A 22,900-nucleotide genomic window follows, 5' to 3' on the forward strand; every position below is an offset into this window, starting at 1 on the left:
CTCAACGCTGGGCTATGTCAGCCCAATGACGTTTGAACAACGCTGGATCGCGGCACAGCAGCAAGACAGAAAGTCCGCATAGGTAGCAGCCTATGGAGTATGGAATTCAGGGGCATGGTCACAGTGCGGCAGAATCCCTCGTCCAAGATGAGTCCGAACGGCGGGCCACCACTTGGTTAGGCTCTGACGTTGAATGTCCGCAATTGGTCGGTAGATGCCTATCCGGAGTGGCCCAGTCCAGAGCAGTTGGACGCCTAGGTCCCACCAGATGCCGCAACGCCCAAACGCCTATACTTATTGCATCCCTTGGGGAGTAGCCGGCTTCCGTTCTGGAGGCGCCTTCGTCAACATACTTGGCATGCTCAGCATGCTGTGGCGCTGGCAACCGTTCTGGTTGGCGAGACCATCGGCGCGTCAGCACGACACGGGTCGGGCAGTGCTGATGCGCCCATGCGCTCGCCCGGCCGGAAAAACCCCCCATGAATTTCATCTCCATCGCCTTGCTGTCGCTGGCAATGTCCACAGACGCCTTTGCTGCAGCTGTTGGCAAAGGCACAGCACTCGAAAAACCGCGCTGGAGCGAGGCGCTGCGAACCGGCATCATATTTGGTGTTATCGAGGCGCTGACGCCGCTGGTGGGATGGGCGCTCGGCTTGACCGCAGCGCACTACGTCAAGGCCTGGGACCACTGGATTGCATTCGTGCTGCTGGGTGCCTTAGGACTTCACATGGTGTTTGCAGGCTTTAAGGCCCCTGAAGCTGAGGAGCCGCAAAAACCCAGCAGTCATTCGTTCTGGCTGCTTGCCGTTACCGGCTTCGCCACCAGCATCGACGCCATGGTTGTCGGTGTGGGACTAGCCTTACTTAATGTCAACATCCTGCCTGTCGCCGTTGCCATCGGTTTCACCACCTTCGTTATGGTCACCATTGGCGTCATGGTCGGTCGCGTGTTGGGCGCCGTCGCGGGCAAGCGCGCTGAAGTTGTCGGCGGCGTTGTGCTCATCGGTATTGGCGCCACCATACTGATTGAACATTTAACGGGTGGCTGAATGCCAAGGTCTACTGCTTTTCGATGCATGCAATTTGGTTGCATCTCACCCTCGTCCTGCCTGCACGGCTCTACGGCTGCAACTTTTTAGGAATTAGCCATGCACACCCACAACCTGGGCGCTTGGAGCCACGACCACACGTTCGACTCGGGTAACCTGGCCGGTGAACGCAGCACGCGAGCCGTGATGTGGATTACCGTGGTCATGATGGTGGTCGAAATTGCCGCCGGCTGGTGGTACAACTCGATGGCGTTGCTGGCCGATGGTTTCCACATGAGCTCGCACGCTGTCGCTATCGGGCTCAGTGCTTTCGCCTACGCCTCAGCCCGAAGACTCGCAGGCGACAGCCGCTTTGCCTTTGGCACCTGGAAGATTGAGGTTTTGGCAGGTTTTGCCAGCGCCATTTTTCTTCTGGTTATCGTCGCGCTCATGGTGGTGGGCTCCGTCGAACGCCTTTTTTCTCCTGCGCCAATTCACTATCTGGAAGCCATCATCATCGCTGCGGTTGGTTCAGTGGTGAACATTGTCTCGGCATTGATTCTTGGCGCCGCGCACCACGAAGGCCATGGCGACCACCCTCATGAAGAGCACCACGGCCATCACGGACACGAACATCACCATGACATGAACCTCCAGTCAGCCTACGTCCATGTGATAGCCGATGCGGCGACTTCGCTGCTAGCCATTTTCGCGCTGGTGGGTGGCTGGATGTACGGATGGGCATGGCTGGACCCTGTGGCCGGCATAGCGGGCGCTGTTGTTGTCGCGCTGTGGGCCAAGCGTTTGATTACAGATACCGGCAAGGTCCTGCTCGACCGCGAAATGGACCATCCGGTGGTGGATGAAATCAGGCAGGCCGTCAAAGAGGCGGGACACCAGAGCGAGACCACTATTGCTGACCTGCATGTCTGGCGCGTGGGCAAGGCAAACTACTCCTGCGCCATCAGCCTGGTCACGCATGACAAGGGCTTAACGCCTGGCAAAGTTAAAGGCTGGTTGTCGCAGCACGAAGAAATCGTTCATTCAACCATCGAAATTCATTGCTGCGAAGTAATGCATGCCCATTGATGATAAATGTGTTGGCACAGCCTTGAGGATTGATGTTTTTAAATCAGTAAATCAGCGATGGCAGGCCTCGGCTTTGTCGCCATTCTGCGATGAGTCTGAAGCCGGTTCCGCGCAGTGCCATCGGCCCATGGCTACCCTTGTTCAGTCCCGGTGAATGGTCTTCTCCAGCCGCTTGAGGTCAAAGCCCTGGCTGGACAGCCGTGCCAGCAAGGCGGTATAGGTGCCAGGGGCCACTTTTGTGCTTCTGGACAAAATCCACAGATACTCCTGCTTGGGCTCACTAACGGCCACAAGCTGGTACGCGGGGTCAAGGTCAATGACCCAGTAGTCACCCCATACCGCTGGAATGAAGGACAGCCAGGCAGGGGCAAAACGGACCTCCAGCTTCGAAGAAGCGGTGCCCCCAATTTGTCTGGCGCTACCCACCGCCTCCTTCATTTCACCGTTTTTTTGCCGGCACCTGTTGATGACCTGAACCTGGCCGCCCGACTGCAAGCTGTACTCGGCCCGCGTGTCAGCCACGCATTTTTTCTGGAACCAAGCCGGGAATTTGGCAATCTCGTACCAGGTTCCCATGTAGCGCGGGACATCGAGCGCGCTAATGGACGCCAACGCAAGGACAGGCTCGGATTTGTCGGCCGCATGTGCCAATGCGCTGCTCAGGACAAGAATGGCAGCAATCAGGATTTTCATTTCTCTTTGTTTCTATCTGGGTAGTGCCGTGAATTTAAGGCATGGCATCGGCTAATGGTCTATCTTGGAACGTCCGCGGCTAGTCGACAGCAGCTATACCGGAAGGCTCAACATGCTTAAATTACCGATGCCGGCAGTATAGAAGCGTCGAGCAGCCCGCGACCTCGACCCGGCCTGTATTCAGGCTTCCAAGTCCATTGGCCTACGACATTCCTTCGCAGGTGTTGGCGGTGGCGACATAATCGCGCTTCACCCGAACGATGCACGCGTTGTGCGACCCGAAAGTGATTCACCAACGTGCTGAACGCGCGCTACGGCGCTGCCATGCCCTTGTCTTTGAGCACTACCTGAGTGTCCTCGCTCGCCAGCAGGATGAGCAATGACAGCGCGGGCGGGGAGTCGGAAGCCCAAGCCGAGACGGCGCCAGCGTAGACGGTGCCGTTCTGCGTGCCCGCTACTACCTTAGCGAGCGGGATGATGGAGCCGACAGAAACCGCATCTTCTTTGCCCAGCGCCTCAAGCATCGCCGGCGGCAGGATGGCCAGGTCAAAGTTTTGGCCATCGCGGATGCGCTTGGCAACCCCAGCGGCCGTGTCCTTCACCACCAACAGTTTGTCTCCAGTGCGCTTCTCGAACATGGGCGCCATGGCGGCGACCACCGGAAAGAATGCCTCTGCGCTAAGCACCTTGACCTCTGCAGCCGCCGCGGCGATTGCAAAGCTCCAGCAGACGGGCAGCAAAGCGAGGCGACTGGCCGATTGGCGCCAGCCGCCACTGCAACCAAGAGCGGAATGGGCTGTGTTCATGAGCAATATTGTGTCACAGCCCCACCTTACGACACGCCAAACTGGCACCCATCACCGACGGGCCGGCATGCATGCAACCTGCCTTGCAGTCGGCACGGCCAAGGCATCGTAGAAGCCTTCTGCAGCAGGTCTAAACACTAGCTCATCGGGCTTGTCAGGCCAGCTCTGGCTGGGTAGGCCTGCTGCAATCGTTGAAATCGTCTTGACATAGCAGACATCCAAGTTGTGGGGTTCGGAGACCGGTTTGGAGCGACTAGTTCGGAAAGTTTTACAGCCGCTTGCAGTCTTCTGCGTCACTGGCGCTTCTAGTTTGACCGTCTGCTTCTGGCCGGGCGCGGTCAATGTACCCACTGAAATCGTCGCCACATAGCCGGCGTTCGAGTTGCAGGGTGTCGCCAAAGCCGTGTTGGCCAAGGCGCAGTGCGTTCGCCAAGATATGCTATCCAACTTTCAGGCCTTGAACATAACCATCTACCTGGTTCACAACAATGCGCGTCCGGATGTCGCGGGTATTCTTTGCGCATGGGCCTCTGTCCACCATGCCTATGTCCGGGACGCTCGGGGGTTCTAGTGTCAAGGCCCGCAGGACACCGACTTGCGCACCAATTGAACGCTTTTTGCACTGGCTCCGCTCCAGCCGCCACGCAATTGCAGCACAAAATGAAAAACTGAAGCGGAACTCTTGCTACACAACAAAAATCGCCGCCCTACTTTCTAAAATTAAATGCTTATGTTGAACGCCCCAACACAGAAGGTGATAATTATCGGCGCCGGAATCGCGGCTTCTCGCCAGCCTCTGGTTTCTGGCCTTCCGTTTCCACATCTATGAGGCTTCGTCGGAAAACCCTGTCGAGATGGGATTGGAACACCTCCGGGTGTCAGTACTCCTTCGCGCCGAATGGAACGGGGGGCGGAATCAGCCCGGACTTGAGGTAGTTATCAATAGTCTTGGTGCAGACGCTGGCCAATGGCTGGGGCGAGGGTGGTGGTTTGCCCGGCATCGGACGACTGACGCCATTCCCTGAAGCCACAGCGCCAGCCGGGGGCAATTGCGGGAACTGAGCCGGGCGCTGACCGCTGCGCCTTCGCGCAACTTCCTCCTCGCTGGAGCGCCTCGGCCTAAGCCGCGTCGCTCGGTCGCACCATCAGCCTGCGCGGCTCGATGCCTGACTAACTGCCAAGCGCCCTCAGCACATTCTCCGCCGTAGCCGGCGCATCCATCGCAACGCGCTGCCCCGGGCCTCTCGTCGAAGCCACTGCATCGCGCAATGCCTCCCACACACTGATCGCCAGCATCAACGGCGGTTCGCCGACGGCTTTGCTGCCAAACACGTTGTCCTCTCGATTCGGCCCGGGCCATAGGTCTATCTTGAAGTGTTCGGGTATGTCGCCGGTTGCAGGAATTTTGTAGGTGCTAGGCGCGTGGGTGCTGAGCATTCCCTTGTCATTCCAGACCAGCTGCTCGGTGGTGAGCCAGCCCATGCCCTGCACAAAGCCGCCTTCGATTTGCCCGATGTCAATCGCCGGGTTGATGCTGGTGCCGACGTCGTGCAGGATGTCGACCTTCAGCACGCGGCTCTCGCCGGTCAGCGTGTCTATGGCCACTTCAGTGCAGGCGGCGCCGTAGGCGAAGTAGTAAAACGGCCGGCCGGTCAGCGTGGTTTTGTCGTAGTGGATTTTGGGCGTGCGGTAAAAACCGTCGCTCCACAGCTGGATGCGGTTGGCATGGGCTTGCTTGACAACCTCGGTAAAGCGCCGGCTGGCCAGCGGCGTGATGATCTGGCCGCTCTCGAATTGCACGGCGCCGGCGCCGCAGCCGTCGAGCCCGGCGACAAACTGCGCCAGGTTGTCGCGCACATGGCGCGCGGCGTATTGCGCGGCCCGGGCGTTCAGGTCGGTGCCGGCCGATGCCGCCGTGGCCGAGGCGTTGGGAATCTTGCTGGTGTCGCTGGCCGTCGCCAGCACCTGTTCAAACGCCACGCCGAGCTCGTCCGCGACGATCTGTGCCACCTTGGTGTGCAGGCCCTGGCCCATCTCGGTGCCGCCGTGATTGACCTGCACGCTGCCGTCGGTGTAGACATGCACCAGCGCGCCGGCCTGGTTAAACAGCGTGGCGGTGAACGAAATGCCGAACTTCACCGGCGTGATGGCGATGCCGCGCTTGATCACCGGGCTGCCGTTATTCCATGCGGAAATGGCCTGACGCCGCCGCTGATACTGCGCAGTCTGCTCCAGTTTTAATAGCAATGGCGGCAGGATGTCGTCTTCGACCCGCATGCCGTAGTGGGTGGTATTCCGCTCGTCAAGGTCGTAGAGGTTGCGCCTTCGCACCGCCAGCGCGTCCAGGCCCAGCTGCCGCGCAATGTCGCCCACAATGGTCTCGATCACGATCATGCCCTGCGGGCCGCCAAAGCCGCGGAAGGCGGTGTTGCTTTGGGTGTTGGTTTTGCAGCGGTAGGAGGCAATTTCGACATCCTGCAAAAAGTAGGCGTTGTCAACGTGAAAAAGCGCTCGGTCCGCCACCGGTCCCGACAGGTCGGCGCTGAAGCCGCAGTTGGCGGCCATCATGAGCTTCAGTCCGGTGATGCGCCCGCTGTCGTCAAAGCCCGCCGTGTACTCGTAGGCAAAGGGGTGGCGCTTGCCGGTGACCAAGAAGTCGTCGTCGCGGTCCAGCCGCAGCTTGACCGGGCATTTCAGTTTATTCGCGGCAATCGCCGCCCACACCGCCAGTTGTCCGGCCTGCGTTTCCTTGCCGCCAAAGCCTCCGCCCATACGCCGGCATTCGACGCGCACCGCGTGCTGGCCAACGCCCAGCGCATGCGCCACCCAGTGCTGCACTTCGCCCGGGTGCTGCGTGCTGGAATAAATCAGCCACTGGTTTTGCTCCTGCGGCACCACGTAGGCGACCTGGCCTTCCAGGTAAAAATGCTCCTGACCGCCGACTTCGAGCGTGCCGTGCAGCGTGTGCAACGCCGTTTGCAGCGCCTGCGCGGCGTCACCGCGCTTTAAAAAGACCGGCGGCAGCACGTAGCTTTGCGCCTTCAGCGCGTCATGCACATCCAATACGGCGGGCAGCGCTTCGATGTGGCACACCACCTGGCGCGCGGCGCGGCGCGCCTGCATCACCGATTCGGCCAACACCAGGCCTATGACCTGGCCGACATGCTGCACGCTATCTCGAGCAAACACCGGCTCGTCATGGGCAAAGTTGCCCAGCAGCGGGTCACCGGGAATGTCCGGCGCCAAAATCACGTCGCGCACGCCCGGCATGGCCAGCGCGGCGGCCGTGTCAACCGCTAACAGCCGGCCATGGGCGACGCTGGACAAAATCGGCGCGGCAAACAGCGTGCCGCGTATCTCCGCAATGTCGTCCACGTAGGTGGCTGCACCTTGAACCTGGGCGCGCGCGCTTTCATGAAAGTGCGGCGTGCCAGCTGCCTGCGGCACCGGTGGCTGGCTGACGGAAGTTGGTTCGTCGGCAGCGCTTGCCGCGTGGGCGTTGGCTGCGATCACGTCCGGATCGGCGACCGCATCGCGGCTTGGGGAAAGGGCGTTGTCCATGCTCATGCGGTTTCATCCAGCACGAACGAAGCCAGATCAATCTGCTGCACGCCCTGGCTTTCCAGCCAGTAGCGCTGCAGCAGGTTGCCCAGCACCTGAATGCGGTAGGCGGCGGAGGCCCGCATGTCGGAAATCGGCGAGAACTCTGCTCGCAGTACGGCTATGGCCAGCTGTACGGTTTGGAATGACCACGGCTGGCCGAGCAGTGCGGCTTCGGTCTGGACGGCGCGCACCGGTGTCGCGGCCACGCCGCCGGCGCCCAGGGAGGCGGCACGAACCACGCCGCCTTCAACGTGCAGATTCAGCGCCAGGCAGATGGCGGAGATATCGTCGTCGAAGCGTTTGGAGATTTTGTAGATACGCAGGTTTTCGTCGACGCTGGCTTTCGGCACCTTGATCCAGGCCAGCAGCTCATCGGGCGCCATGATATTTTTGCGGTAGCCGGTGTAAAGCCGCTCCAGCGGCAGTTCGCGTTGACCGCGAACGCTCATCAGCAGCACAGTCGCACCCAGCGCAATCAACAGCGGCATCGAATCGCCAATCGGCGAGCCGTTGGCGACGTTGCCGCCCAGCGTGCCCGAGTTGCGCACCGGCAGGCCGGCAAAGCGGTTGAAGAAGGTCTGCAGTTGCGGCCGGTCGGAGACCAGCGCGGCAAAGGCATCGTGCAGCGTGACGGCGGCACCAATGGCGATGTGCCGCGGGGAGTTCTCGATGCGGCGCAGTTCACCGACCTGGCTGAGGTCCAGCACCTGCTCAAACTGGCGGTGCTGCTTGGTCACCCAGAGGCCTACATCGGTGCAGCCAGCAACCAGCTGGGCTTGTGGATGGGCGGCGCGCTGTTGCAGCAAGGCCGCCAGCGTGCGCGGTGATTTATAGAAAAAAGCGGCCTCCAGCCCAATAGCCACGGGCGTAATCTGCTCTAATTTTGATAGCAAGTCGGTTTCGTCCAGCGTTACCGGCGGCAAGCTTCCCATGAGTTGGGCGGCGTCCAGAATCGGCCGGTAACCGGTGCAGCGGCACAGGTTGCCTGAGAGTTCCTGCTGCGCCATTTCGCGCGTGATGGGCTCGCCCTTGCAGACATGGTTTTGGTACATGCCGAAGAGGCTCATCACAAAACCCGGGGTGCAGAAGCCGCACTGCGACGCATGGCACTTCACCATGGCCTGCTGCGCTGGATGTAGTGGTGGTTCAATCCCTCCTCTCTCGCCAGCCGGGGCCGTGGACCCGGCTTCGCCGGGCCGCAGGCGCAGGCCTTGCAGGCCGCACGACTGCGAGACGCCGCCGCCCTTCGTGCCGTCCAAGCCTGCACCGGCAGGCTCGGAGCCGCAGCACTCAGCCCCCTCGGGAAGCAGCGAACCATACGAAGCGGAGAGCGTGGGGGCTCCCTCTTCACCAGCAGGGGCCGCGGAACCGGCTTCGCCGGGCCGCAGGCGCAGCGCCCCCTCGGGGGGCAGCGCAGTACGCGAAGCGGCAAGCGTGGGAGTCCCTTCTTCGCCAGCAGGGGCCGCGGAACCGGCTTCGCCGGGCCGCAGGCGCAGCGCCCCCTCGGGGGGCAGCGCAGTACGCGAAGCGACAAGCGTGGGGGCAATATCCTCCACGGTCCACAGCGCCATGCCGTCAATCGAATGCGCCAGCCGGATGCAACTGTTGACGGCGCGGTAGCGCATGGCGTCGCCCTGCGCTTCGCCCAGCACCACCGTGCAGGCGCCGCAGTCGCCTTCGCCGCAGCCTTCCTTGCTGCCGGTGAGGCCCAAGTCCTCGCGCAGCAGCTCCAGCAGCGTGCGGCTGGGTGGTACATTCTCGACAGAAACAACTTCGCCGCGCCTGACAAACTGAATGGTTTTGACAGGACGAGGGGTAGCAGAGCTGAGGGTGGTCATGCGTGTCAGGGTAAAACAATCGGGCTGCAGCCGCCATACAAAAATGCATTTCAACCGCATTGCCATAAGGGTATGAAAGATTTGCATCTGGTCAGGGGCTGAACACCGCGCTGATGGCGATTGAGCATAGCGCGCCCCCGGCCACGCTTACAACGCCGCCAAGTGCTTGCGAGCGGGCCAGGCGGGTGCCAGGGGTGCTACAAAAACAATAGCTGCTTGCGCCCGCATTTATTGGGCTAGAGGCCTAAAACATAGAGAAAAATGGAAAATTGACCGCCCGCCAGAGACTATGACCGCTGCTGCTCCTTCTTCCTCTTCTCCTGCTGCCCTGGCGGAAAACCGCCTCGGACTTGCGCCCAGGCTGCAGCTTTCGGGCATTTCCAAGCGCTACCCGGGCGTGATCGCCAACAGCGACATTTCGCTGACCGTGCTGCCCGGTGAAATCCATGCGGTGCTGGGCGAAAACGGCGCCGGCAAGTCCACGCTGATGAAGATCATCTACGGTTCGGTCAAGGCCGATGCCGGCAGCATCGCCATCGACGGCCAGGGCGTAGCGGTGCGCAATCCGCAGGAAGCGCGCGCGCTCGGCATCAGCATGGTGTTTCAGCATTTCAGTTTGTTTGACACGCTGACCGTGGCTGAAAACGTCTGGCTGGGCCTGAACAAGCACTTGAGCCTGGCCGAGGTGTCCCAGCGCATCACCGAGACCACGCGCGCCTACGGCCTGCAACTGGACCCGACGCGGCCGGTCCACACGTTGAGCGTCGGCGAGCGCCAACGCGTCGAGATTGTGCGGGCGCTGTTGACGCACCCCAAGCTGTTGATTCTGGACGAGCCGACTTCGGTGCTGACGCCGCAGGCGGTCGACAAGCTGTTCGTCACGCTGCGCAAACTCGCTGCCGAAGGCTGCAGCATTTTGTACATCAGCCACAAGCTGCATGAAATCCGCGCGCTGTGCACCGCCTGCACGGTGCTGCGCGGCGGCCGGGTGACGGGCGACTGCGACCCGCGCCAGGAATCGAATGCTTCACTGAGCCGCCTGATGATTGGTGCCGAGCCACCGGCGCTGCAGCACCGCGCGCTGCAGGCGGGCGCTGTGGTGCTTGACGTGCGCCAGCTGGTACTGGCCAGGGACGAGCAGTTTGGCGTGGATTTGCAGCAGATAGCGCTGCAGGTGCGCGCCGGCGAGGTAGTCGGCATTGCCGGCGTCTCCGGCAACGGCCAGAAGGAGCTGCTGTACGCGCTGTCGGGGGAAGACACGCGCGCCGCCGCCACGTCAATTGTCGTGAAAGGCCAGAACGCCGGCAAGCTGAGCCCGGCGCGGCGCCGCGCGCTGGGCCTGCACTTTGTGCCGGAAGAGCGGCTGGGACGGGGCGCGGTGCCGGCACTGTCGCTGGCGCGCAACCTGATGCTGACGCGCAAAGAGGCGGTGACGGCCGGCGGCTGGCTGCGCGGCGGCTGGCTCAAGGGCCGGCAACTGCAGGCGCAGGCGCAGCGCATCATTGCGCGCTACCAGGTCAAGGCGGGCGGCCCGCAGGCCAGCGCCATGTCGCTGTCGGGCGGCAACCTGCAAAAATTCATCATGGGCCGCGAGATCGATGCGAAGCCGGCGCTGCTGATCGTGTCGCAGCCAACCTGGGGCGTCGATGTGGGCGCCGCCACGCAGATACGTGGCGAGCTTTTGACGCTGCGCGACGCCGGCTGCGCCGTGCTGGTGGTCAGCGAGGAACTCGACGAGCTGTTTGAAATTTGCGACCGCCTGTACGTGATGGCCAAAGGCCAGCTCTCGCCCTCGCTGCCGCGCGACCAGGCGACGGTGGAGCTGGTAGGGCAGTGGATGAGTGGCTTGTGGACGCAGCCCGAGCCGCCAACTGAAGCAATGCCGGAGGTGCAGCATGGCGCAACTTGAAGTCCGGCCGCAAGCTTCTCAATTCTGGAGCTACGCCTCGCCGGTGCTGGCGCTGCTGATCACAGTGGTACTTGGCGTCGGGCTGTTCCTGGCGCTGGGCAAGGACCCGCTCAAGGGTCTGCAGGTGTTCTTCTGGGAGCCGATCCGCTCGCCCTATGCGCTGGGCGAGTTGATGGTCAAGGCCACGCCGCTGCTGATCATTGCGCTGGGCCTGGCGGTGTGCTTTCGCTCCAACGTCTGGAATATTGGCGCCGAGGGGCAGTTTGTCATGGGCGCGGTGGCGGCGGGCGGCGTGGCGCTGCTGGCCGACAAGGGCACCGGCGCCTGGATCGTACCGGTGATTCTGGCGGCCGGCGTGCTGGGCGGCATGGCCTGGGCTGGCATCACCGCCTTGCTGCGCGACCGCTTCAATGCCAACGAAATTCTGGTCAGCCTGATGCTGGTTTATGTCGCCGACATGGTGCTGAACTACCTGGTATTCGGCCCCTGGAAAGATCCCGCGGGCTACAACTTCCCGCAGAGCAAAACCTTCGAGGCGGTGACGCAAATCCCGCGGCTGATGCCCGGCTCGCGCGTCACCATCGGCATCCTCTTGGGGCTGGCGGGCGTGTTGGCGCTGTGGCTGTTTTTGTTTCGCACCTACGCCGGCTTTGCGCAGGAAGTCAGCGGGCTGGCCCCGGCGGCAGCGCGCTATGCCGGCTTTTCATCCCGCCGTGCGCTGTGGGTGGCGCTCTTGATTTCAGGCGGCGCGGCCGGGCTGGCCGGTGCGCTGGAGGTGGCCGGCCCGATTGGCCAGCTCACGCCTTATGTGCCTGCGGGCTATGGCTTTGCCGCCATCATTGTGGCCTTTGTCGGGCGCCTGCATCCGGTCGGCGTGGTGTTTTCAGCTTTGCTGATGAGCATGTTTTATATAGGCGGTGAGCTGGCGCAATCGCGCCTGGGCATGCCCAAGTCGATCACCGGCGTGTTCCAGGGCCTGTTGCTGTTCAATTTGCTGGCCTGCGACACGCTGATTGCCTACCGCTTCAAGTTTTCAAAGCCGCTGGCAACGCCAGTTTTTGCGCCAACCGCCAAATCCGTTGAAGGGGCCCGCTGATGGATTCGACCGCCTTGCTGCTGGCCGCCACCCTCAGCGCCGGCACCGTGCTGGCGATTGCGTCGCTGGGTCTGCTGATCAATGAAAAAGCCGGCATCGTGAACCTGGGCGCTGAGGGCATGATGCTGTGCGCCGCCATTGCCGGCTTTGCCACCGTGGTGCATAGCGGCAACCCCTGGCTCGGCTTTGTCGCAGGTATGGCGGCGGGGGCCGTGCTGGCCGCCATCTTCGGCGTGCTGGTGATCTGGCTCAACACCAACCAGTACGCCACCGGGCTGGCTTTGAGTCTTTTTGGTGCGGGTTTCTCGGCGTTTGCGGGCATCAAGTATGTGCAGGAAAAGCTGCCCGAGCAGTCGCAGTTCCCCATCCCGCTGCTCAGCGACATCCCGTTCGTCGGCGTGGCGCTGTTTCGCCAGCACCCCATGGTCTACATCGCGATGGCGCTGACTGGCGCGCTGATCTGGTTTTTGTACCGCACGCGGGCCGGTTTGGTGTTGCGCTCGGTCGGTGAAAGCCCCGAATCGGCACACGCGCTGGGCTACCCGGTGCGGCGCATCCGCCTGGCCGCCGTGGTGGCCGGCGGGGCGCTGTGCGGGCTGGCCGGTGCCTATGTGTCGGTGGTCTACACGCCGCTGTGGGTCGAGGGCATGATGGCCGGCAAGGGCTGGATTGCGCTGGCGCTCACCACCTTTGCCACCTGGCGCCCGGCCCGCGTCTTGCTAGGTGCTTACCTGTTTGGCGGCGTGACGATGCTGCAGTTTCATCTGCAGGGCCTGGGGGTTGATGTGCCGCCGCAGTTTTTGACCATGCTGCCTTACCTGTCCACCATCGTGGTGCTGGTGCTGATTTCGCGCAACCCGCTGTGGATTCGCGTCAACATGCCAACCTCGATTGGCAAGCCGTTTTATCCCGGCGCCTGATTTTTCAGCCGCATAATTGCGGTTTTTGTTGCACCGCGTGACCTTTTTCCCCTGTTCCCTTGATTTCCCCTTCATTGAAAGCGAAATGACATGACCGACCTGCAAAAACGTTCCCTGCTCAAGCTGGCGGCCCTTTCAGCCATGTCGGTGCTGACCAGCGCTGCCCTGATGGGTTGCGGCAAAAAAAGCGAGCCCGCGCCAGCAGCGACAACGGCCCCTGCGCCGGTTGCGGCAGCCCCGGCCAAGACCGAGCCTTTGAAAGTCGCCTTTGCCTATGTCGGCCCGGTCGGCGACGGCGGCTGGACCTTTGCGCATGACAACGGCCGCAAAGAGGTGGAAAAAGCCTACGGCGACAAGGTGGTGACCAGTTTTGTTGAAAAAGTACCCGAATCGGCCGACGCCGAGCGCGTGATTCGCGACATGGCCGGGCAGGGCAACCAGCTGATATTTGGCACCACCTTCGGTTACATGGAGCCCATGCTCAAGGTGGCGGGCGACCTCAAGGGCGTCAAGTTCGAGCACGCCACCGGCTACAAGACCGCAGCCAACATGCGCACCTACGACAGCCGCACCTACGAAGGCGCTTACATGGCCGGCGTGGTGGCGGGCAAGATGAGCAAGTCGGGCACGCTGGGCGTGGTCGGCTCGGTGCCGATTCCCGAGGTGGTGCGCAACATCAACAGCTTCACGCTGGGCGCGCAGTCGGTCAATCCTAAAATCACGACCAAGGTGGTCTGGGTCAATGAGTGGTTCAACCCACCCAAGGAAACCGAAGCCGCCACGGCATTGATCAATGGCGGTGCTGATGTGCTGTTCCAGAACACCGATTCATCAGCCGTGCTGCAAACCGCCGAGAAAATGGGCAAGCGCGCCTTTGGCTGGGATTCGGATATGACCGCTTACGGCCCGAAAGCGCACCTGGCTTCCGCCGTGATCAACTGGGGCCCTTACTACGTGAAAGCCGTCGGCGAAGCGCTGGAAGGCAAGTGGACAGGCGGGCAGAGCGCCTGGTGGGGCGTAAAAGAAGGCGCAATTGACCTGGTGTCGATTGCCGCCGATGTGCCGGATGAAACCAAAAAGCGCATCGGCGAAATCAAGATCGGCCTGAAAGACGGCAGCTTTTCGATTTGGAAAGGCCCCATCATGGACAACAGCGGCAAAGAGCTGGTGGCCAAGGACGCGGTGGCCGACGATAAGTTTCTGGGCGGCCTGAAAAGCTACGTCAAGGGCGTGGAAGGCAAAGTTCCGGGTAACTGATCAGACCAGCCAGACAGAAAACCTCGGCTGCCTTCGGGCAGCTTTTTCTTTTTTGGAGTTGAAATGAACCTCGCTAAAGCTAGTGTCAAACCCGTCGCCGCCGACCGCCTGCCCGAGCTGCTCAGGCGCATGCCGAAAGCCGAGCTGCACATTCACATCGAAGGCTCGCTCGAGCCCGAGCTGATTTTTGCGCTGGCTGCGCGCAACGGCGTGCAGCTTCCCTACGCCAGCGTGGAGGAACTGCGCAGCGCCTACGCCTTCAGCAATCTGCAGAGCTTTCTGGATATTTATTACGCCGGTGCCAGCGTGCTCTTGAAAGAGCAGGACTTCTACGACATGGCGCGCGCCTACCTGGTTAGAGCCGCTGCAGACAATGTGGTCCACACCGAGCTGTTTTTCGACCCGCAAACGCACACCGCGCGCGGCGTCAGCATGCAGACCGTGATCCAGGGCCTGCACCGCGCCTGCGTCGATGCCCAGGGCGAGCTCGGCATCAGCGCGGCGCTGATCCTGTGTTTTTTACGCCACCTCAGTGAAGAAGAGGCGTTCGAGACGCTGGAGCAGGCCCTGCCTTTTCGCGACTTGCTTCTCGGCGTCGGGCTCGATTCGGGCGAAGTTGGCAACCCGCCTGAAAAGTTTGCGCGCGTGTTTGCACGCTGCCGCGAATTGGGTTTTCACTTGGTCGCACATGCCGGCGAGGAAGGCCCGCCCGCTTATGTCTGGACGGCGCTGGACTTGCTCAAGGTCGAGCGGATTGACCACGGCGTGCAGTCCAGCAAGGACGCGGCCTTGATGCAGCGCCTGGCCCGGGACCGCATTGCGCTGACGGTGTGCCCGCTGTCCAACCTCAAGCTCTGCGTGTTCCCCGATCTGGCCAGCCACAACCTGCGCCAGCTGCTTGACGCCGGGCTGGTGGCCACCGTCAACTCGGATGATCCAGCCTACTTTGGCGGCTACATGAATGACAACTTCACACAGACCTTTGCGGCAACCGGGCTCACTGCGCAGCACGCGTACATTCTTGCGCGCAACAGCTTTGAGGCCAGTTTTATCGATGCGGCGGCCAAGCGGATGCACATCGACCGCTTGAACGAATTCTTCGAAAAATTTCAGTAAGGCCTTGATGGCACAAGACGGAAAAAAAGGGCGGGCGCCTGCATCAGCCAGCCCCTGGCCGATCGCGCTGGCCGGGCTGGTGGCGCTGGCCGTGGCCATGGGCCTGGGCCGCTTTGCCTTCACGCCGCTGCTGCCCATGATGCTGAACGACGGCGTGCTCGATTTGCCCGCCGCCAGCTGGCTGGCCAGCGCCAACTATTTTGGCTACCTGCTGGGCGCCATGCTGTGCACGCTGCAGCCCTGGCTCTGGGCGCGCTTTCGCTGGCTGCCCCTGCTGGCTTATTCGTCGCTGGTTCGCGCCGGGCTGCTGGCCACAGGGCTGCTGACGCTGGCCATGGCCTGGCAAGCTCCGGCGGCCTGGCCCTGGCTGCGCTTTGCGGCCGGCGTGGCCAGCGCGGTGGTGTTTGTCTTCACCTCGGGCTGGTGCCTGTCGCGGCTGGCCAGGCTGGGCCTGCCGGCATTGGGCGGCGTGATCTACGCGGGCCCGGGCGCCGGTATTGTGGTGAGCGGCCTGTTTGCCAGCGGCATGGTGGCCTGGCACTGGCGCGCCGCCACCGGCTGGCTGATTTTTGGCGTGCTGGCTTTTGCGCTGACCGCCCTGGTCTGGCACAGCCTGCGCGGCGGTGACGAGCGTCTGGCGCCGCGCGGCTTGCCGCCAGCCAGCCAAATCGGCGTCGCGTCGCCGCAGCACGGTCACGCCGAGATGGGGCTGCTGACGCTGGCCTACGGGCTGGCCGGCTTCGGCTACATCATCACCGCCACATTTTTGCCGGTGATTGCCCGGGCCGCGCTGCCCGGCTCGGCTTGGCTGGACCTGTTCTGGCCGATCTTCGGCCTGGGCGTGATGGCCGGCGCGCTGCTGGCTACGCGCGTCTCGCCGGCCAGGGACTTTCGCGTGCTGCTGGCAGTTTGCTATTTTCTTCAGGCGCTGGGCATCTCCGTCAGCCTGTGGAGCCCCAGCCTGGCCGGCTTTGCGCTGGGCAGCCTGATGCTGGGACTGCCGTTTACCGCCATCACCTTTTTTGCGATGCAGGAGGTGCGCCGCCTGCGCCCCAACACGGTCGCCAGCTTCATGGGCCTGCTCACCGCCACTTACGGCGTTGGGCAGATCCTGGGTCCGCCGCTGGTGGCGCTGCTGCTGCGGCGCGCCCCCAGCGCGGACGCCGGCTTTTCGCTGTCGCTGGTAATTGCCGCCAGTGCCTTGCTGGTCGGCGCGGCTATGTATGGCTGGCTGGCGCGAGTCTATCCCGTCCTTAAAAAGCACCCGATTGAACAGAGCCGGTAAAATCTCATCTTGCCAGCACGCTGCCCCGGCGAGCTGCAGTTGTTTTTGTTCCGGGGCCATGTAGAGGACCACCATGTATAAAAACCTCGCAACCGCTGTCATTTCGACCGTCGTGGCTGCCTGTTTTATCTCTCCCGCCTTTTGTTACCTGCCGCGCCAGTGCAAGCGGAGCGCCGCATGAGCTACCAGGTCAAAGAGATTTTCTACACCCTGCAAGGCGAGGGCGCCAACGCCGGACGGCCTGCGGTTTTTTGCCGCTTTGCTGGCTGCAACCTGTGGTCTGGCCGCGAGCCGGATCGCGCTACTGCCGTCTGCCGCTTTTGCGACACCGATTTTGTCGGCACCGATGGCACGGGGGGCGGCAAGTTTGCCGACGCCGACGCGCTGGCGCACCAGATCGCCGCGCAGTGGCCTGCCGGCGACAAGGCACACCGTTTCGTTGTGATGACTGGTGGCGAGCCGCTGCTGCAGGTCGATGCCGCGCTGGTCGCGGCGCTGCATGCGCAAGGCTTTCAGATCGCCGTCGAAACCAATGGCACGATCGCAGCGCCCGCTGGCATAAACTGGATTTGCGTCAGCCCCAAAGCCGGTGCGCCGTGGATTCAGCGCGAAGGCCAGGAGCTCAAGGTGGTCTGGCCGCAGCCCGGTTTTGAACTGGCGAAGCTAGCGGAATTGGAGGCGGCGCGCTTCACGCACCGCTACCTGCAGCCCATGGACAACCTCGAGCGCTCGCGCAACACCCAGGCCTGTATTGCGCTGTGCCTGGAGCGGCCGGCCTGGCGGCTCAGCCTGCAGACCCACAAGATCACCGGCATCCGTTGAATTTCGCAGTGCCTGGCCAAACAGCTAAGCTTGCAGCCATGAAAGCCTGGCGCGCCTCCATTCTGTACTTTGCCGGCCCTGCGCAAGCCCATCAGGCCGTGCTGGAGTCCGACGGCCTGCTGGTGACCGGCCCTGACGCGCAAGGTCGCCAGCGCGTGCAGGCCGTCGGCGCCTACAGCCAGCTGGCGCCGCGCTTTGCCGGCGTGCCGGTCGAACAGCTGTCGGGCCGCATCATCGCCCCGGGCTTTGTTGACATGCACATTCACTACCCGCAGCTCGACGTGATCGGCTCGCCGGCGGACGGGCTGCTGCCGTGGCTTGAAAGCTATACGTTTCCACATGAAAAACGCTTCGAAGTGCCCGAATACAGTGCGCAGGCAGCTACCGTTTTCATAGCAGAGCTGCTCCGCAACGGCGTCACTACGGCGTTCAGCTTTGCCAGCTCGCACCCGGCATCGGTCAACGCGCTGTTTGCCGAAGCGCAAACGCGCAGCCTGCGCCTGATCACCGGCAAGGTGTTGATGGATCAGAACGCGCCCGATGGCGTGCGCGACGACACCGAACAAAGCTTGCTGGACAGCGAAGCGCTGATCCAGCGCTGGCATGGCGTGGATCGGCTTGGCTACGCCATCACGCCGCGCTTTGTGCCCAGCTGCAGCGCGGCCCAGCTGCGCGGCGCCGGTGAGTTGGCGGCGCGTTACCCGGACGTCTGGATCCAGTCACATGCGGCGGAAAACCGGGACGAAATCGCCTGGGTGCGCCAGCTTTATCCCGATGCGCGCAGCTACCTGAGCGTCTATGAACGCTTTGGCCTGCTGCGCCAGCGCGCCGTCTATGCGCACTGCATCCATATTGACGACGAGGACCGCGCGCTGTTGCAGGGCAGCGGCGCCGCTGCGGCCGTCTGCCCGACCAGCAACCTGTTTCTGGGCAGCGGATTTTTTGACTACGCCGCAGCCGAGCGCGCCGGTTTTCAGTTCGGCCTGGCCAGCGATGTGGGCGGCGGCACCTCGTTCAGCCCGTTTCACACCATGCTGGCGGCGTACTACGTCGGACGGGAAGGGCATAGCAAGCTGGGCGTGTCCTTGAGCCCGCAAAGCCTGTGGTGGCAGCACACGGCCGGTGCGGCGCGGGCGCTCGGGCTGGAGGGTGTGGTGGGCAATCTGCTGCCGGGTTGCGAGGCCGATTTTGTCGTGCTCAACCCGCAGGCCACGCCGCTGCTGGCGCGCAAGACCGCGCAGGCCGCCAGCCTAGATGAACTGCTGTTTGCCATGATCGTGCTGGGCGACGACCGGCTGGTCGAGAAAACCGTGATTTCGCAGGCCGAAACCTCTTGATTGGCCGGTTTTAGGGGTCAAATCGGCCTCTAGACCATATGGGACGGGCGCAAGTAGCTATTAATATAATAGCAAACAATCTAGCGTCAAGGCGTACCTGCCGCTTGCCTACAATCATTGGCAAACCAAGGAACCTTCCCCATGAGCATTAAAAGCGACAAATGGATACGCCGCATGGCAGAGTCCACCGGCATGATCGAACCCTTCGAGCCGGGCCAGATCCGCGAGCGCGAAGGCAAGAAAATCATCAGCTACGGCACCAGCAGCTACGGCTACGACATCCGCTGCGCTCCCGAGTTCAAGGTGTTCACCAACATCCACAGCACGGTGGTGGACCCGAAAAACTTCGACGAAAAAAGCTTTGTCGACTTCCACGGCGACAGCTGCATCATTCCGCCCAACAGCTTTGCGCTGGCCCGCACGCTGGAATACTTTCGCATTCCACGCAATGTGCTGACGATTTGCTTGGGCAAAAGCACCTACGCGCGCTGCGGCATCATCGTCAACGTCACACCTTTCGAGCCCGAGTGGGAAGGCTATGTGACGCTTGAATTTTCCAACACCACGCCGCTGCCCGCCAAGATTTACGCGGGCGAAGGCTGCGCCCAGGTGCTGTTCTTTGAGAGCGACAAGGACGATGTCTGCGAGGTCAGCTACAAGGACCGCGGCGGCAAGTACCAAGGGCAAATCGGGGTGACGCTGCCCAAAGCCTGAACAGCAATAGCGCCATGGAATACCCGCACGACATTGAACAGCGGTTGATTGATCTGGAAATCAAGGCCAGCTTTAGCGAAGACATGGTGGACCAGCTCAACCAGGTCATCGTGCGCCAGCAACAGCAAATCGACCTGTTGATCCGCGAGATCAGCCAGCTGCGCCAGCAGATCCCCGAAGGCGGCAGCGGCGTGGCGGGCCGATCAAGCGAGGATTTGCCGCCGCACTACTGATTTCATGTGTTTCATCGTTTGCGGCGCTGTGCTGATCGCGCCTCGAACCGGAAATCTAATGCCCGTATTCAGGGGAGTCTGACCGGCCAGCCACGCGCCCAAGCGGGCCGGCGTCGCGATGTTGGTGACCAGCTTCACGCCTGAACGCGGATCGCGTCCGTGCAGGCGCAGCGCCGTCTCCAGAAAGATCAGCGGCCTACTGCCGGGTCGCCAGCCCATGATCTCCTTGCCGCGCAGTGCATTCCAGTCAAAGCGTTTAACTTTTTCGCGGGCCATCAGCAGGTCGCCGTTGGCTGCGGTCATGAAGCAGAAAATTCGGGCCTTTTGCGGCGATTCGCTGTTGAGCACGTAGATAGGCACTTCCGGCCCATCAGGGCGATGTCGGCGGCACCGGCTAGCAGCGCGGCCATCGCCTTATCGCACCCGTTGGCGGTCGTCAATCCGACGTCCAGACCGCTATCGTTGAAAAAGCCCCTGGTCATTACGACGTAGGCGGTTGTGAAGAACATCGAACGCACCACTTGGCTGGAGCAGCTTGATGAGATTCTTGCCCTGCGCGTGCACCGGGAACGGTGCCACGCTCAATGGCGCTACGGCATAGAGGGCGGCTGGAGGAACGTCGCGTCGATTGATCATGGGCACCCTGAGGGCTACCAAACTGATGTCGAGAGGAGGGAAATGCGAAAAATGATAACTTCTCGTTGATTTCTGCGTTTTTGCAGCGTTTCGCGTGGAAAGTAAACTATTTGCATAGTAATCTGCACAATTAACTTACATATGACTGCTAAGAAAGTATTCTTGCGAACCGGGCTGTTTACTTTTTCCACCTTCTTTGCGGGAAAAAGAGGTCAGACTTCAACCGCAAGGGCTTGCCATGCTTAGTCATCTCGTCGCCAAGCAAGACTCGCCGGAGCCCGCTAGCAGCATCACTGAGTCCTGGCAGGCCGCGCATGGCGAGCCGCAAGAGGCCGAGGGAGGCCGCGCGTCCTCGGCGCTCAGTACTTCACTGAAAAGCCTGCTCAAGGGCGGTTCGGACAAAGACTTCAGACGGCTCATCTACAACCTGCTCAGCCTGTCGAACGTGATGGTGCGCAACCGTGAGCACTTCGCTGCCTACATTGGCGTGACGAATCAGCAGTACGTCATCATGACCATCCTGTACGAGACGCCGGGTGCGACGGTCAGCCACATCGCCAATCAGATTCACGTTTCGAGTCAGTTCATCACGTTGGAGACCGGAAAGCTCATCAAGAAGGGTCTTGTCGACAAGCGGCCCCACGAGTTAGACCGTCGCAGCGTGTCGCTGACCTTGACGGAGAGGGGGCAGACCCTGTTGCGAGAGGTTTGGCCGTTGCGGCGGAGGACGAACGACCTGACTTTTCAATCGTTGACGAAGGAGCAGGCCGCCATTTTGGACCAAATCATCGGCTCGCTGGTGATGGGCGCCCAGATGGCGCTGCACGAGCTGGAAGCGCCACACCGCAGCGGCCGAAGAGCGCCGTCGATTGAGCGGAAACCAAAGAGCGGTTTGGCCGACCCGTCCCAGTAAACATCGCTTGGCCCACCCCGGATTCGTCAGGCGCGTGCGGTGCGGACCGCGCAGCTCGCCTTGCCGCTTGTTGTGCTGGTGTTGTGGGCGGTGCTGCCGCGCGCTCAGCTTATCAATCCGCTATTTATCAGCTATGCGTCGGCCCTGTGGCCAACGATGCTGGAACTCCTCAAGGAAAGCCTCAGCAACCTGGCCTGCTGGCCCATGCCGCAGCGACTTTCGGGGCCACGGTCATAGGATTCGCTCGCTATGGTTCTCGGCGTCGTGCCGACCTTCATCGCCGCGCTGAAGGTGACGGCCGGCCTGCCGTTGGTCAGCGTGGTGATCGCCGCCATGCTGATGTACGTCGCCATCGGCTGGCTGGAGACCTTTGTCATGCGCCGGCGCTGAAAGGTGGCCGTGCGCAGAATACGGACATCAACAACCGTCGACTATCATCGAAAGCAGCTGCACTGCATCGGATGCATCGGATGCACCGGTCAGCGGATAGGTTACTTTTCCGTTAAATGTCACTTTGAAAGCGGGCGGCGATGGAAATTGAACTCAACGGTTTGCCTCATCTTGTCAAAGACAGGCAAAACGTGCGTGAACTGGTTGACGAACTGAATCTGGCCCAGCAGGCGCTGGCCGTGGCCGTCAATCGCGAAGTCGTGCCGCGTTCCATGTGGTTGCAACGCGTGCTGCAGCCGCATGACCAGGTCGACCTGGTGCGCCCGATTGGCGGCGGGTAAACAAAATTTTTCAAGGTTTTGACACAATGAATCAGCATGACATGACGCAGCAAAGTACGCAGGCAAGCGCGCAGGACGGCGGCTTGACTATCGCCGGGAAAACTTATCGTTCGCGCCTTCTGGTTGGTAGCGGGAAATACCGCGACTTGGAAGAAACCCGCGTCGCCATTGAGGCATCGGGTGCGGACATCGTGACGGTGGCGATTCGACGCGTCAACATCGGCCAGGATCCGAAGGCGCCCAGTCTGCTGGACGTGGTGCCGCAATCAAAGTACACAATATTGCCGAATTCGGCGGGTTGTTATACCGCCCAGGATGCGGTTTACACGCTGCAACTGGCGCGGGAATTGTTGAATGGCCACAAGCTGGTCAAGCTGGAAGTGCTGGGTGATGAAAAATCGCTGTTTCCCAATATGCCGGAAACGCTCAAGGCCGCGGAAATCCTGGTGCGCGATGGCTTTGAGGTGATGGTGTATTGCAGCGACGATCCTATCCAGGCCAGATTGCTTGAACAAATCGGTTGCGTCGCGGTGATGCCGCTGGCCTCGCTGATCGGCTCCGGCATGGGAATTTTGAACCCCTGGAATCTGTCGCTGATCATCGAGCAGGCCACGGTGCCGGTGCTCGTCGATGCCGGTGTCGGCACGGCCTCTGATGCAACGATAGCGATGGAGCTGGGCTGCGACGGAGTCCTGATGAACAGCGCGATTGCCGGTGCACGCGAGCCCGTCCGGATGGCGCGCGCGATGCGACTGGCAGTTGAAGCCGGGCGCGAGGCTTATCTGGCGGGCCGCATGCCCAGAAAATTTTCCGCTTCGCCGTCTTCGCCCATGGCCGGCCGCGTCGCGGGATGAGCGTCGCGCACGGAAAAGCA

General features: G+C 61.9%; 23 protein-coding genes. 17 read left to right on the forward strand and 6 right to left on the reverse strand.

Annotated features, from left to right (window positions below; genetic code table 11):
- Nucleotides 1-479 precede the first annotated feature (479 nt).
- A complete protein-coding gene (gene mntP / locus HHJ18_RS19550) occupies nt 480-1,049 on the forward strand; it encodes a manganese efflux pump MntP (protein WP_296917990.1) in 570 nt (189 codons plus the stop codon).
- Between the two features lie 99 nt (nt 1,050-1,148).
- Nucleotides 1,149-2,117 (forward strand): CDF family Co(II)/Ni(II) efflux transporter DmeF, encoded by a 969-nt coding sequence (gene dmeF / locus HHJ18_RS19555; protein ID WP_296917992.1) that lies wholly within the window; start codon nt 1,149-1,151, stop codon nt 2,115-2,117.
- 141 nt (nt 2,118-2,258) lie between these two features.
- On the opposite strand, the gene HHJ18_RS19560 is transcribed toward dmeF, so the two are convergent.
- From HHJ18_RS19560 to HHJ18_RS19575, 4 genes are all read right to left on the reverse strand, one after another.
- Nucleotides 2,259-2,810 carry a lipocalin family protein gene (locus tag HHJ18_RS19560; RefSeq protein WP_296917994.1) on the reverse strand — a complete coding sequence of 184 codons (552 nt, stop codon included), beginning with the start codon at nt 2,808-2,810 and terminating at the stop codon, nt 2,259-2,261.
- 311 nt (nt 2,811-3,121) lie between these two features.
- Nucleotides 3,122-3,616 carry a substrate-binding domain-containing protein gene (locus tag HHJ18_RS19565; protein WP_296917996.1) on the reverse strand — a complete coding sequence of 165 codons (495 nt, stop codon included), beginning with the start codon at nt 3,614-3,616 and terminating at the stop codon, nt 3,122-3,124.
- Between the two features lie 1,170 nt (nt 3,617-4,786).
- Entirely contained in the window at nt 4,787-7,183 is a 2,397-nt protein-coding gene (xdhB, locus tag HHJ18_RS19570) for a xanthine dehydrogenase molybdopterin binding subunit (RefSeq protein ID WP_296917998.1), read from the reverse strand.
- Nucleotides 7,180-9,057, reverse strand: a complete 1,878-nt coding sequence (locus tag HHJ18_RS19575) for an FAD binding domain-containing protein (RefSeq protein WP_296917999.1) — start codon at nt 9,055-9,057, stop codon at nt 7,180-7,182. Before HHJ18_RS19575 ends, xdhB begins: the two co-directional genes overlap by 4 nt.
- A 289-nt stretch (nt 9,058-9,346) precedes the next feature.
- Between HHJ18_RS19575 and HHJ18_RS19580 the strand changes: the two genes are divergently transcribed.
- The 10 genes from HHJ18_RS19580 (at nt 9,347) to HHJ18_RS19625 (ending at nt 19,746) form a co-directional block, all read left to right on the forward strand.
- On the forward strand, nt 9,347-10,966 hold the full coding sequence (locus tag HHJ18_RS19580; protein WP_296918001.1) for an ABC transporter ATP-binding protein: 1,620 nt from the start codon (nt 9,347-9,349) through the stop codon (nt 10,964-10,966).
- Nucleotides 10,953-12,062 (forward strand): ABC transporter permease, encoded by a 1,110-nt coding sequence (locus tag HHJ18_RS19585; protein ID WP_296918003.1) that lies wholly within the window; start codon nt 10,953-10,955, stop codon nt 12,060-12,062. Before HHJ18_RS19580 ends, HHJ18_RS19585 begins: the two co-directional genes overlap by 14 nt.
- The gene (locus HHJ18_RS19590) at nt 12,062-12,982 is read left to right on the forward strand and encodes an ABC transporter permease (RefSeq protein WP_296918005.1); all 921 of its coding nucleotides are present in this window, start codon (nt 12,062-12,064) and stop codon (nt 12,980-12,982) included. Before HHJ18_RS19585 ends, HHJ18_RS19590 begins: the two co-directional genes overlap by 1 nt.
- Before the next feature lie 90 nt (nt 12,983-13,072).
- Entirely contained in the window at nt 13,073-14,239 is a 1,167-nt protein-coding gene (locus tag HHJ18_RS19595) for a BMP family ABC transporter substrate-binding protein (protein ID WP_296918007.1), read from the forward strand.
- A gap of 63 nt (nt 14,240-14,302) precedes the next feature.
- Nucleotides 14,303-15,355 carry an adenosine deaminase gene (locus tag HHJ18_RS19600; RefSeq protein ID WP_296918009.1) on the forward strand — a complete coding sequence of 351 codons (1,053 nt, stop codon included), beginning with the start codon at nt 14,303-14,305 and terminating at the stop codon, nt 15,353-15,355.
- Nucleotides 15,356-15,362: 7 nt separating this feature from the next.
- Nucleotides 15,363-16,640 (forward strand): YbfB/YjiJ family MFS transporter, encoded by a 1,278-nt coding sequence (locus HHJ18_RS19605; RefSeq protein ID WP_296918011.1) that lies wholly within the window; start codon nt 15,363-15,365, stop codon nt 16,638-16,640.
- Between the two features lie 177 nt (nt 16,641-16,817).
- Nucleotides 16,818-17,462: a 7-carboxy-7-deazaguanine synthase gene (gene queE / locus HHJ18_RS19610; protein WP_296918012.1), complete on the forward strand. Its 645-nt coding sequence runs from the start codon at nt 16,818-16,820 to the stop codon at nt 17,460-17,462.
- Nucleotides 17,463-17,500: 38 nt separating this feature from the next.
- Nucleotides 17,501-18,799 carry a guanine deaminase gene (gene guaD, locus HHJ18_RS19615; protein ID WP_296918014.1) on the forward strand — a complete coding sequence of 433 codons (1,299 nt, stop codon included), beginning with the start codon at nt 17,501-17,503 and terminating at the stop codon, nt 18,797-18,799.
- A gap of 141 nt (nt 18,800-18,940) precedes the next feature.
- Nucleotides 18,941-19,513: a dCTP deaminase gene (dcd, locus tag HHJ18_RS19620; RefSeq protein ID WP_296918016.1), complete on the forward strand. Its 573-nt coding sequence runs from the start codon at nt 18,941-18,943 to the stop codon at nt 19,511-19,513.
- A gap of 14 nt (nt 19,514-19,527) precedes the next feature.
- Entirely contained in the window at nt 19,528-19,746 is a 219-nt protein-coding gene (locus HHJ18_RS19625) for a SlyX family protein (RefSeq protein ID WP_296918018.1), read from the forward strand.
- Here the strand turns inward: HHJ18_RS19625 and HHJ18_RS19630 are convergent.
- Together HHJ18_RS19630 and HHJ18_RS21030 are read right to left on the reverse strand one after the other, a co-directional pair.
- Nucleotides 19,717-20,049 (reverse strand): hypothetical protein, encoded by a 333-nt coding sequence (locus tag HHJ18_RS19630; protein ID WP_296918019.1) that lies wholly within the window; start codon nt 20,047-20,049, stop codon nt 19,717-19,719. The two genes, HHJ18_RS19625 and HHJ18_RS19630, sit on opposite strands and share 30 nt — an antisense overlap.
- A complete protein-coding gene (locus tag HHJ18_RS21030) occupies nt 20,046-20,255 on the reverse strand; it encodes an ABC transporter substrate-binding protein (RefSeq protein ID WP_366558868.1) in 210 nt (69 codons plus the stop codon). Before HHJ18_RS21030 ends, HHJ18_RS19630 begins: the two co-directional genes overlap by 4 nt.
- Here HHJ18_RS21030 and HHJ18_RS19635 point away from each other — a divergent pair.
- From HHJ18_RS19635 to HHJ18_RS19655, 5 genes are all read left to right on the forward strand, one after another.
- Nucleotides 20,245-20,451 carry a hypothetical protein gene (locus HHJ18_RS19635; RefSeq protein WP_296918021.1) on the forward strand — a complete coding sequence of 69 codons (207 nt, stop codon included), beginning with the start codon at nt 20,245-20,247 and terminating at the stop codon, nt 20,449-20,451. The two genes, HHJ18_RS21030 and HHJ18_RS19635, sit on opposite strands and share 11 nt — an antisense overlap.
- 169 nt (nt 20,452-20,620) lie before the next feature.
- Nucleotides 20,621-21,295: a MarR family transcriptional regulator gene (locus tag HHJ18_RS19640; protein WP_296918023.1), complete on the forward strand. Its 675-nt coding sequence runs from the start codon at nt 20,621-20,623 to the stop codon at nt 21,293-21,295.
- Between the two features lie 249 nt (nt 21,296-21,544).
- The gene (locus tag HHJ18_RS19645) at nt 21,545-21,685 is read left to right on the forward strand and encodes a hypothetical protein (protein WP_296918025.1); all 141 of its coding nucleotides are present in this window, start codon (nt 21,545-21,547) and stop codon (nt 21,683-21,685) included.
- 140 nt (nt 21,686-21,825) lie between these two features.
- Nucleotides 21,826-22,026, forward strand: a complete 201-nt coding sequence (gene thiS / locus HHJ18_RS19650; RefSeq protein ID WP_296918027.1) for a sulfur carrier protein ThiS — start codon at nt 21,826-21,828, stop codon at nt 22,024-22,026.
- 41 nt (nt 22,027-22,067) lie between these two features.
- Nucleotides 22,068-22,880, forward strand: a complete 813-nt coding sequence (locus HHJ18_RS19655) for a thiazole synthase (protein ID WP_296918296.1) — start codon at nt 22,068-22,070, stop codon at nt 22,878-22,880.
- The last annotated feature ends 20 nt before the right edge of the window (nt 22,881-22,900 follow it).

The sequence above is a fragment of the Polaromonas sp. genome, assembly GCF_012927455.1.
Classification (GTDB): Bacteria; Pseudomonadota; Gammaproteobacteria; order Burkholderiales; family Burkholderiaceae_C; genus Polaromonas.

Bases quoted from the DNA above. Each gene is read 5' to 3' on its own strand.
- mntP (WP_296917990.1), top strand. From the start codon at position 480: ATGAATTTCATCTCCATCGCCTTGCTGTCGCTGGCAATGTCCACAGAC.
- dmeF (WP_296917992.1), top strand. From the start codon at position 1,149: ATGCACACCCACAACCTGGGCGCTTGGAGCCACGACCACACGTTCGAC.
- HHJ18_RS19560 (WP_296917994.1), bottom strand. From the start codon at position 2,810: ATGAAAATCCTGATTGCTGCCATTCTTGTCCTGAGCAGCGCATTGGCA.
- HHJ18_RS19565 (WP_296917996.1), bottom strand. From the start codon at position 3,616: ATGAACACAGCCCATTCCGCTCTTGGTTGCAGTGGCGGCTGGCGCCAA.
- xdhB (WP_296917998.1), bottom strand. From the start codon at position 7,183: ATGAGCATGGACAACGCCCTTTCCCCAAGCCGCGATGCGGTCGCCGAT.
- HHJ18_RS19575 (WP_296917999.1), bottom strand. From the start codon at position 9,057: ATGACCACCCTCAGCTCTGCTACCCCTCGTCCTGTCAAAACCATTCAG.
- HHJ18_RS19580 (WP_296918001.1), top strand. From the start codon at position 9,347: ATGACCGCTGCTGCTCCTTCTTCCTCTTCTCCTGCTGCCCTGGCGGAA.
- HHJ18_RS19585 (WP_296918003.1), top strand. From the start codon at position 10,953: ATGGCGCAACTTGAAGTCCGGCCGCAAGCTTCTCAATTCTGGAGCTAC.
- HHJ18_RS19590 (WP_296918005.1), top strand. From the start codon at position 12,062: ATGGATTCGACCGCCTTGCTGCTGGCCGCCACCCTCAGCGCCGGCACC.
- HHJ18_RS19595 (WP_296918007.1), top strand. From the start codon at position 13,073: ATGACCGACCTGCAAAAACGTTCCCTGCTCAAGCTGGCGGCCCTTTCA.
- HHJ18_RS19600 (WP_296918009.1), top strand. From the start codon at position 14,303: ATGAACCTCGCTAAAGCTAGTGTCAAACCCGTCGCCGCCGACCGCCTG.
- HHJ18_RS19605 (WP_296918011.1), top strand. From the start codon at position 15,363: ATGGCACAAGACGGAAAAAAAGGGCGGGCGCCTGCATCAGCCAGCCCC.
- queE (WP_296918012.1), top strand. From the start codon at position 16,818: ATGAGCTACCAGGTCAAAGAGATTTTCTACACCCTGCAAGGCGAGGGC.
- guaD (WP_296918014.1), top strand. From the start codon at position 17,501: ATGAAAGCCTGGCGCGCCTCCATTCTGTACTTTGCCGGCCCTGCGCAA.
- dcd (WP_296918016.1), top strand. From the start codon at position 18,941: ATGAGCATTAAAAGCGACAAATGGATACGCCGCATGGCAGAGTCCACC.
- HHJ18_RS19625 (WP_296918018.1), top strand. From the start codon at position 19,528: ATGGAATACCCGCACGACATTGAACAGCGGTTGATTGATCTGGAAATC.
- HHJ18_RS19630 (WP_296918019.1), bottom strand. From the start codon at position 20,049: ATGACCGCAGCCAACGGCGACCTGCTGATGGCCCGCGAAAAAGTTAAA.
- HHJ18_RS21030 (WP_366558868.1), bottom strand. From the start codon at position 20,255: ATGTTCTTCACAACCGCCTACGTCGTAATGACCAGGGGCTTTTTCAAC.
- HHJ18_RS19640 (WP_296918023.1), top strand. From the start codon at position 20,621: ATGCTTAGTCATCTCGTCGCCAAGCAAGACTCGCCGGAGCCCGCTAGC.
- HHJ18_RS19645 (WP_296918025.1), top strand. From the start codon at position 21,545: ATGGTTCTCGGCGTCGTGCCGACCTTCATCGCCGCGCTGAAGGTGACG.
- thiS (WP_296918027.1), top strand. From the start codon at position 21,826: ATGGAAATTGAACTCAACGGTTTGCCTCATCTTGTCAAAGACAGGCAA.
- HHJ18_RS19655 (WP_296918296.1), top strand. From the start codon at position 22,068: ATGACGCAGCAAAGTACGCAGGCAAGCGCGCAGGACGGCGGCTTGACT.